The 8,819-nt window shown below is 71.8% G+C and carries 1 protein-coding gene; it reads right to left on the reverse strand.

What is annotated here, in order from left to right:
* Window positions 1–114: 114 nt before the first annotated feature.
* The coding region (locus G4D86_RS49445; protein ID WP_164002679.1) for an amino acid adenylation domain-containing protein at window positions 115–8,819 on the reverse strand (8,705 nt) is incomplete at its 5' end.

Here is an 8,819-nt window from a genome sequence, read left to right on the forward strand (position 1 = left end):
AAATCCGTGAGAGAACGGTGCTGTTGAAAGACGGACACACAGTACGGTTCCGTCTACGCACTGTGCAAGTGGGTTGACGGCTTTCGCATCGATTGGCTGTACCGACGCATGCGGTCAGGAGCTCCCGGGCTCCAGTGCACGCATGAGCCCGTTGAGCTTCTCCGCCAGGGTGGCGGCGTGCGGCGACTGCATCAGGGTGACGTGGTCACCCGGCACCAGGCTCACCTTGACGCCACCCAGGACCCAGGGCGACCAGCCCCCATCCGCGGCCCTGGGGAGCGCAGTAGGCGCCGAAGCCATGAGGAACTCGGCCGTGCCCGTGTAGCGGCTTGCGGGCACATAGCCACGTTGCGCCTCGGTGAGCCGCTCGTGGACGGCGTAGAGCTGGCCGACGTGGGTCGGCTCCAGGCCGTCGATGGCAGGCAGGTCCCGCAGCTCTTCCATCACCCGCTGCATCAGCTCCGCGCCTTCCAGCCCGCTCAGTTGCTCCGGCTCCAGCGGCGGGAGGTCCTGCAGCGGCAGTCCCACCATCCCGGCGAAGGTGACCACCCGCGCCAGCGGCGGTGGCGCCGGTTCGACCTGTCCCAGGTGCGCGTAGCTGTCGATGAGGGCCAGCAGTCCCACCTGCTCGCCCAGGGCCTCGAGCTGCCGCGCCATCTCGTACGCCACCACTCCGCCCAGGGACCAGCCCGCCAGCAGGTAGGGGCCGTGGGGCTGCTCCTCGCGCACCTGCTGCACATAGAGGCGGGCCAGGGCCTCCATGGACGCGGGAGGTAGCTCGCCGCCGCTCAGGCCGGGGGCGAAGATGCCATGGATGGGCCGCTCGTCCCCGAGATGGCGGGCGAGCTCGGCATGGCTGAGCAGGGCGCCTCCGCCGCCGTGGACGAGGAACAGGGGCCGGCGCCGCGAGGTGCCCGCGTCGAGCCGCATCAGGTTGGGCGTGCGCTGGCGGACCTCCGGGGACGGTGGCGCGAGGCTGGCGAGCCGCTCGACGGTTGCGCCCTGGAAGAGAGACGACAACGGCAGCGTCAGGCCGGTGCGCTCACGGATGAGGGCGATGAGGCGCACGGCGAGCAGGGAGTGGCCGCCGAGGGCGAAGAAGTCGTCCTCGACGCCCACGCGCTCCAGGTTCAGCACTTCGGCGAAGGCCTGCGCGAGCTGCTCCTCCAGCGGGGTGCGCGGGGCGACGTACTGCGCGCGAGCCGCGGAGACATCCGGGGAGGGCAGCGCCTTTCTGTCCACCTTGCCGTTGGGCGTCAGGGGCAGGGCCTCCAGGGAGACGAAGGCGGAGGGCACCATGTGGGCCGGCAGTCGCTCCTGGACGAAGGCGCGCAGGGACTCGGTGCGCACTGGCTCGGACGAGACGACGTAGGCCACCAGGCGCTTGTCACCGGGGACGTCCTCGCGAGCCACCACCAGCGCTTCTCGTACGGCGGGGTGCTCGCGCAGCACGGTTGCGATTTCGCCCGGCTCCACGCGGAAGCCACGCACCTTCACCTGGAAGTCGGCGCGGCCGATGAACTCGACGCGCCCGTCGGCCAGCCAGCGCACCTTGTCGCCGCTGCGGTACATGCGCGCGCCCGGAGTCGTGCTGTAGATGTCCGGCACGTAGCGTTCCGCAGTCAGCTCGGGACGGTTCAGGTAGCCACGAGTCACCTGGGCGCCGCCGATGAACAGCTCGCCGGGGACGCCGACGGGCACCGGCTGCAGGCGCTCGTCGAGGACGTACAGGCGCGAGTGGGACAGGGGACGGCCCAGCGGCACGGTGGCCGGTGAGGAGCCCGCGGCGGGCCACTCGACGCGGCCTGCGAGCACGCCCACCGTCGTCTCGGTGGGGCCGTAGTGGTTGAAGACTTCGCAGTCGGGCGCGAGCGCGCGCACCTGCTCCATGAGTGCCCAGGAAGAGGACTCACCGCCGAGCACCAGCTTCTTGCGAGGCAGGACGTGGCGAGGCTCTGCCGCCGTCATGAGGGCGGAGAGGTGGGAGGGGACGAGCTTTACGCAGTCGACGGCGTGGCGCTGGAAGTACTCGGCCACGTCGGCGGGGTTGCTGGCGCGCTCGTGGGTGAGCACGTGCAGCAGGCCGCCGGTGCACAGGGCGGGGAAGAGGACGGTGTTGCCGAGGTCGGCGACGAAGGTGGAGACGAGGGCGAAGCTTTCGCAGTCCTTCAGGCCCAGCCGCTCGGTGGCGGCGTGGACGTAGTGGGCGAGCTGCCCGTGGGAGACAGCCACGCCCTTGGGGCGGCCGGTGCTGCCCGAGGTGAAGAGGACGTAGGCGATGTTCTCCGGGGACACGCCGCCTGGGGGCCCATCCATGGGCTGGCTCGCGAGCAGCCCGGCGTCCCTATCCAACAACACCTGCCGCACCTGGGAGGACTCGAAGGCGGCCGCCTGCGCCGAGTGCGTCACCACCACGGGCGCTGACACCTCTTCCACCAACGCTTGGAGGCGCAGGGCGGGCTGTGCAGGGTCCAGTGGCACGTAGGCCCCCCCCGCCTTCCAGATGCCCAGCAGCGCCACCACGGTGTCCACCGAGCGCTCCATGCACAGGGCCACGCACTTCTCGGGCCCCACGCCCAGCGAGCGCAGGTGCCAGGCAAGCTGATTGGCGCGGGCGTCCAGCTCACCGTAGGTGAGCACCTGGCCCTCACAGGCGAGGGCGGGTCGCTCCGGGTGGCGCGCGGCCTGCTCCGCAATGAGCGTGTGTAGCGGCACGGGGGACGAGAGGGCCTCGGTCGTGGCGTTGAAGGACTCCAGCACCTGTTGGCGCTCGGAGGCGGACAGCAGGGGCAGCTCACCCACGCGGGTATCGGGCGAGGCGAGCGCGGCCTCCAGCAGGGTGCGCAGGTGCTCCCCCATGCGGGAGAGGGTGGAGGCGTCGAACAGGTCGGTGCGGTAGCTCAGCGTGCCCGACAGGCCGCGGGGCGTCTGCGCCAGCGAGAGCGTCAGGTCGAACTTGGTGGCCTCGGCCTCGCGCTCCAGGGCGAGGAACGACAGGTCCGGAAGAGACAGCGCCGCGGAAGGCGTGTTCTGCAGCACGAGCATGACCTGGAAGAGGGGCGAATAGCTGAGGCTGCGCTGGGGCTGCAGCTCCTCGACGAGCTTCTCGAAGGGCAGGTGCTGGTGTTCATAGGCGGCCAGGGTGGTGGCGCGTACCTGGGCCAGCAGCTCGCGGAAGGTGGCCTGGGGCCGCACCTGCGTGCGCAGGACCAGCGTGTTGAGGAAGACGCCGATGAGGCCCTCCGTCTCGCCCCGGGTGCGGCCGGCGATGGGAGATCCGACGGTGACGTCGTCCTGGCCGGAGTAGCGCGCCAGCAGCAACTGCCAGACGGCGAGCAGGGCCATGAAGGGAGTGACACCCTCGCGCTGGCAGAAGGTGGGGAGGGCTTCGGACAGAGGCAGGTGGACGGGCAGCAGGGCACCGCGCTGGGACTGGACGGCGGGGCGGGGCCTGTCGGTGGGCAGCTCCAGCAGGGCCGGAGCACCGGAGAGCTGCTGCTTCCAGTAGTCGAGGTGGCCCTGGAGGACGTCACCCTGCAGCCAGGAGCGCTGCCACGAAGCGAAGTCCGCGTACTGGATGGGAAGGGGTGGCAGTTGCTGCGACTGGTCCGAGGAGAAGGCCTCGTAGAAGGAGACCAGCTCGCGCACCAGCACACCCAGGGACCAACCGTCGGAGACGATGTGGTGCATCGTCACCAGCAGGACGTGCTCCTGCGCGCCCAGCCGCAGCAGCGAGGTGCGCAGCAGCGGGCCGGAGGCGAGGTCGAAGGGGCGCAGGGCCTCGGCGGAAGTCAGGCGGCGCACTTCGGTCTGGCCCGCGTCTTCGGGCAGGTGGCTCAGCTCGACGACATCCAGCGGCAGGGCGGCGGGCGGAGAGATGACCTGGACGGGGCCAGAGGGCCCTTCGCGGAAGGTGGTGCGCAGCGACTCGTGCCGGTGCACCAGCGCTTCGAGGCCGAGGCGCAGGGCCTCGGTGTTCAGCACTCCGGACACGCGCAGCGCCAGGGGCATGTTGTAGGCGGTGCTGCCGGGAGCGAGCTGGTCGAGGAACCACAGCCGCTGCTGGGCGAAGGACAGGGGCAATGCGTCCGTGCGCGGCACCGGCACCAGTGGAGGCGGCTCGGGCAGCTCCACCAGCCCGCGCACGAGCAGCGAGCGGTGCACCTGACGGGCACGCTGGTACAGCTCACCCCAGGTGAGCGTCTGGCCCTCCAGTTCCTCGGCCACCGCGTCCGGCGTGAGGCGGGCTTGCGCCTGGAAGAGCCGGTGCAGGCTGGCGTCTGCCGCGGTGGCGGCGGACGGCTCGCGCCACGCGTGGAACAGCAGGTGGCGCTCATCGGCCGTGAGCACGGGCAGTCGGGAGAGCGGACGGTCCGGGGACGCGAGCGCGCCTTCCAGCAGCACGCGCAAGTGCCGCACCATCCGCGCTGCAGTCGCGGCGTCGAACAGGTCGGTGCTGTACTCCAGCTGGCCCTTGAGCCCGTCGCCACGGTCGGCGATGGCCAGGGTGAGGTCGAACTTCGCGGAGCGATGCTCGGCCTTGAGGGGGCTCAGCTTCAGGCCCGCTCCCATCACCGCCGGCATGGGCGCGTTCTGGTACGCGAGCATCACCTGGAAGAGCGGGGTGCGTCCGGCCTCGCGCTCGGGGCGCAGGGCTTCCACCAGCTTCTCGAAGGGCACGTCCTGATGGGCATAGGCGCCGAGCGTCACGTCCCGCACGCGCCCGAGCAGTGCGCGGAAGCTGGGGTCTCCGTCCAGCTTCGTGCGCAGCACCAGCGTGTTGACGAAGAAGCCGATGAGTCCCTCCAGCTCCGCGTGCGTCCGGCCGGCGATGGGGGCGCCAACGCTGACGTCGTCCTGGCCGGAGTAGCGGGCCAGCAGTACCTGGAAGGCGGCGAGCACCACCATGGACGGCGTGGCCCCCTCTTGACGGCACAGTGCTTCGAGCGCGTCCGACAGCTCGCGCGGGAAGTGGAACGGGTGCCCGGCGCCGCGCGTCGACTGCGTCGTGGGATGCGGCCTGTCGGTGGGCAGCGCCAGCGCCCGGGGCGCACCCTGGATCTGCTGCCGCCACCAGTCGAGCTGGGCCTCCAGGGCCTCGTCGCGCAGCCAGTCGCGCTGCCAGAGCGCGAAGTCCGCGTACTGCACCGGTAGCGGCTCCATGCGCGCGGGCCGGCCCTCCGCGTGGGCGGTGTACAGCGTGGCCAGCTCCTGCACGAGCACGCCCATGGACCAGCCGTCCGCGATGACGTGGTGCAGGGTGAGCATCAGCACGTGCTGCTCCGCCGACAGGCGCACCAGGAGCACGCGCCACAGCGGGCCCGTCTCGAGGTTGAAGGGCTGCCCGGCCTCATGCTCCAGCGCCTGCCGCAGCGAAGCCTCACGCTCCACTTCGGGCAGGGCCTCCAGGTCCAGCCACCCCGCGGGCAGGGTGGGTCCGTCGTCGATGACCTGCACGGGCTGGTGCTCGCGCTCGTGGAAGGTGGTGCGCAGCGACTCGTGACGCTGGAGCAGCCCACGCAGGCTGGTGGCGAGCGCGGGCACGTCGAGCGCCCCCTCCAGTCGCACCGCGAAGGGGAGGTTGTACGCGGTGCTGTCCGGGTCGAGCTTCGCGAAGAACCACAGGCGCTGCTGCGCGAAGGAGAGGGGCGGCGGGCCGCTCTGCGTCCGGGGCCGGAGCAGCGACTGGGACGACGCGGGCCGCGAGCTGGCCAGCTCCTCGATGCGCATGGCGAGGGCCGCGACGGTGGGTGCCGCGAAGAAGTCGCGGAACGACAGCTCCACGCGGAAGTGCTGGCGGATGCGCGACAGCACCTGCGTGGCCGTCAGCGAGTGGCCACCCAGCTCGAAGAAGTCGTCCTCGGCGCCGACGGTGTCCAGGTGGAGGACGCGCGCCCAGAGCGCCGCCAGCTCGCGCTCGCACTCGGTGCGGGGCGGGCGGGTGGTGACGCGGTCCTGGAAGGCAGACGGGGCCGGGAGCGCCTTGCGGTCCACCTTGCCGTTGGCGGTGAGGGGCAGCGCGTCCAGGCGTCCCAGCACGGAGGGCACCATGTACTCGGGCAGCCGCTCCTCGAGGGCCGCGCGCAGGCCGGCCATGCCGAGGGACGGGGGCGCGACGACGTAGCCGACCAGCCGCTTGTCACCGGGCGAGTCCTCGCGGGCCACCACCACGGCCTCGCGCACCTCCGGGAAGGCGAGCAGGGCGGCTTCGACCTCGGACAGCTCGATGCGGTAGCCACGCACCTTCACCTGCGCATCCGCGCGGCCGAGGAACTCCAGCACGCCGTCGGGGCGCCAGCGGGCGAGGTCACCCGTCCGGTAGAGGCGGGCACCGGGGACGGAGGAGAAAGGGTTGGGGACAAAGCGCTCGGCGGTGAGAGCGGGCTGGCCCACATAGCCGCGCGCCAGGCCGTCACCACCGGCGAACAGCTCACCGATGACGCCCGAGGCCACGGGCTGGCCGGAGGCGTCGAGCACGTACACCTGCGTGTTCCCGATGGGCCGGCCGATGGGGACGGAGGTGCCGACCTGCGCCACGTCCGTCATGCGGTGGCACGACGTGAAGAGGGTGCCTTCGGTGGGGCCGTAGCAGGCAGTCACCGGAATGAACATTCCTTCCAGCACCCGGCGGACATGGGGCGCGCTCACCACGTCGCCACCGGTGAGCAACTGCCTCACACCGCGCAGCGCGGAGAGGTTGTGGTCCACCACCTGGGTGAAGAGGCCGGCGGTGAGGTGCAGCGTGGTGACGCCGTGCTTCTGCAGCACCTGCTCCAGCTCGAAGACGTCAGAGGGCGAGTGCGGGGGGAAGACGGCGAGCCGCGCGCCATGCAGCAGCGGGCCCCAGAGCTCCAGCGTGGAGGCGTCGAAGGAGATGGGGGCGAGCAGGAGGAAGGTCTCCTCCGGGCCGAGGTGCGCGTAGTCGACACCGAAGACGGTGCGCAGCACGGCGGACTGGAGCGTGCCCACGCCCTTGGGCCGGCCGGTGGAGCCGGAGGTGAAGTCGATGTACGCGAGGCTGTCGGGCAGGGCCGTGGAAGGCGGCGCGTGGGTGGGCAGGCCGGACAGCTCCAGGTTCTCCAGCACCACCGTGGCGAGGCCGCCCGCGGGGAGCTGCGGGAGTTGCGCGCGCGTGGTGACGAGCACGCAGGGGCTCGAGTCCTCCAGCATGTTCGCGAGGCGCTCACGCGGATACGACGCGTCTAGCGGCACGTAGGCGCCACCTGCCTTGAGGATGGCCACCAGCGAGACGATGAGCTCCAGCGAGCGCTCTACGCCCAGGGCCACGCGCGAGTCGGTGGAGACGCCCAGGCCGCGCAGGTGCCAGGCGAGCTGGTTGGCCCGCGCGTCGAGCTGCTGGTACGTGAGCTTCGCGTCGCCGAACTCGACGGCGACCTTGTCGGGGAAGCGGGCGGCCACCTGCGCGAACACCTCGGGCAGGGTGGTGCCGCGCGGGTACTCGGTGGAAGTCGCGTTCCACTCCACCAGCACCCGCTGCCGCTCCACGGCGGAGAGCACGGCGCTCCCCGCGGAGTCAGTGGCCTCGGGACGGGGGCGCAGCTCCTCCCGTGCGGCGACCTCTTCCAGGGGGAGCACGGGCAGCGACAGCGGGCGGGCCTCGGGCTGGCGGGACACGGTGGGCATCCCCCTTCCCGCGAGGGCGGCGTCAATCAGGCGCGCCACGCCTTCCACGGTGGGGGACTCGAACAGGCCGCGCAGGGGCAGCTCCACGCCGAAGGCGGCGCGGATGCGGCTGATGGCCTGCGTGGCCAGCAGCGAGTGGCCGCCCAGGTCGAAGAAGTTGTCGCTGGCGCCCACGCGCTCGAGGCCGAGGAGCTGGCACCACTGCTCCGCCAGCCGCTCCTCGGTGGGCGTGCGGGGCGCGACGTAGCCCTTCGCGTCGCTGGCGAAGGCCGGGGCGGGCAGGGCCTTGCGGTCCACCTTGCCATTCGGGGTGAGCGGCATGGCCGGCAGCACCACGATGGCCGAGGGCACCATGTACTCGGGCAGGACGTCCTTCAAGGCGGCGCGCAGCGTGGTGCCATCCGTCTGGAGGCCCTCATGCGCCACGGCGTAGCCCACGAGGCGCTTGCCGCCGGGGCCATCCTCACGGGCCACGACAACGGCCTCGCGCACCGGGGGCAGCTTCGCGAGGGCGGACTCCACTTCGCCCAATTCGATTCGGAAGCCGCGCACCTTCACCTGCGCGTCCGCGCGGCCCACGAAGTCGAGCGTGCCGTCCTCGCGCCAGCGCACCACGTCGCCGGTGCGGTACAGGCGCGCGCCCGTCTCGCCGGAGAACGGGTCCGGCACGAAGCGCTCGGCGGTGAGGGCGGGACGCCCGGAGTAGCCGCGGGCCACGCCAGCGCCGCCGATGAACAGCTCGCCCTTGACGCCCACGGGCACGGGCTCGCCGCGGGCATCCAGCACGTACGCGCGCACGTTGGCCAGCGGCCGGCCAATGGAGGGCACGCGCCCGTCCGCCACGCACTCGGTGAGCGTGGCGATGACGGTGGCCTCCGTGGGGCCGTACGTGTTGAGGAGCCTGCGGCCCGGAGTCCAGCGCGCCACTACCTCGGCGGGCAGGGCTTCGCCACCGGAGATGACGGTGCGCAGCTCGGGCAGCCCGTCCGCCGGCGTGGCCGCCAGGGCGGCCGGCGTGAGGCTGATGACGGTGAGCCTCTGCTCCCGTAGCAGTTGGTGCAGGGGCGCTCCCGGCATGAGCTTCTCCAGCGGCGCGAGCACCAGCGTGGCCCCGGAGGTCAGCGTGGTGAACACCTCTTCCACCGACAGGTCGAAGGCCAGGTTGGCGAACTGGA

Source organism: Pyxidicoccus caerfyrddinensis, from assembly GCF_010894405.1.
Taxonomy (GTDB): Bacteria; Myxococcota; Myxococcia; order Myxococcales; family Myxococcaceae; genus Myxococcus; species Myxococcus caerfyrddinensis.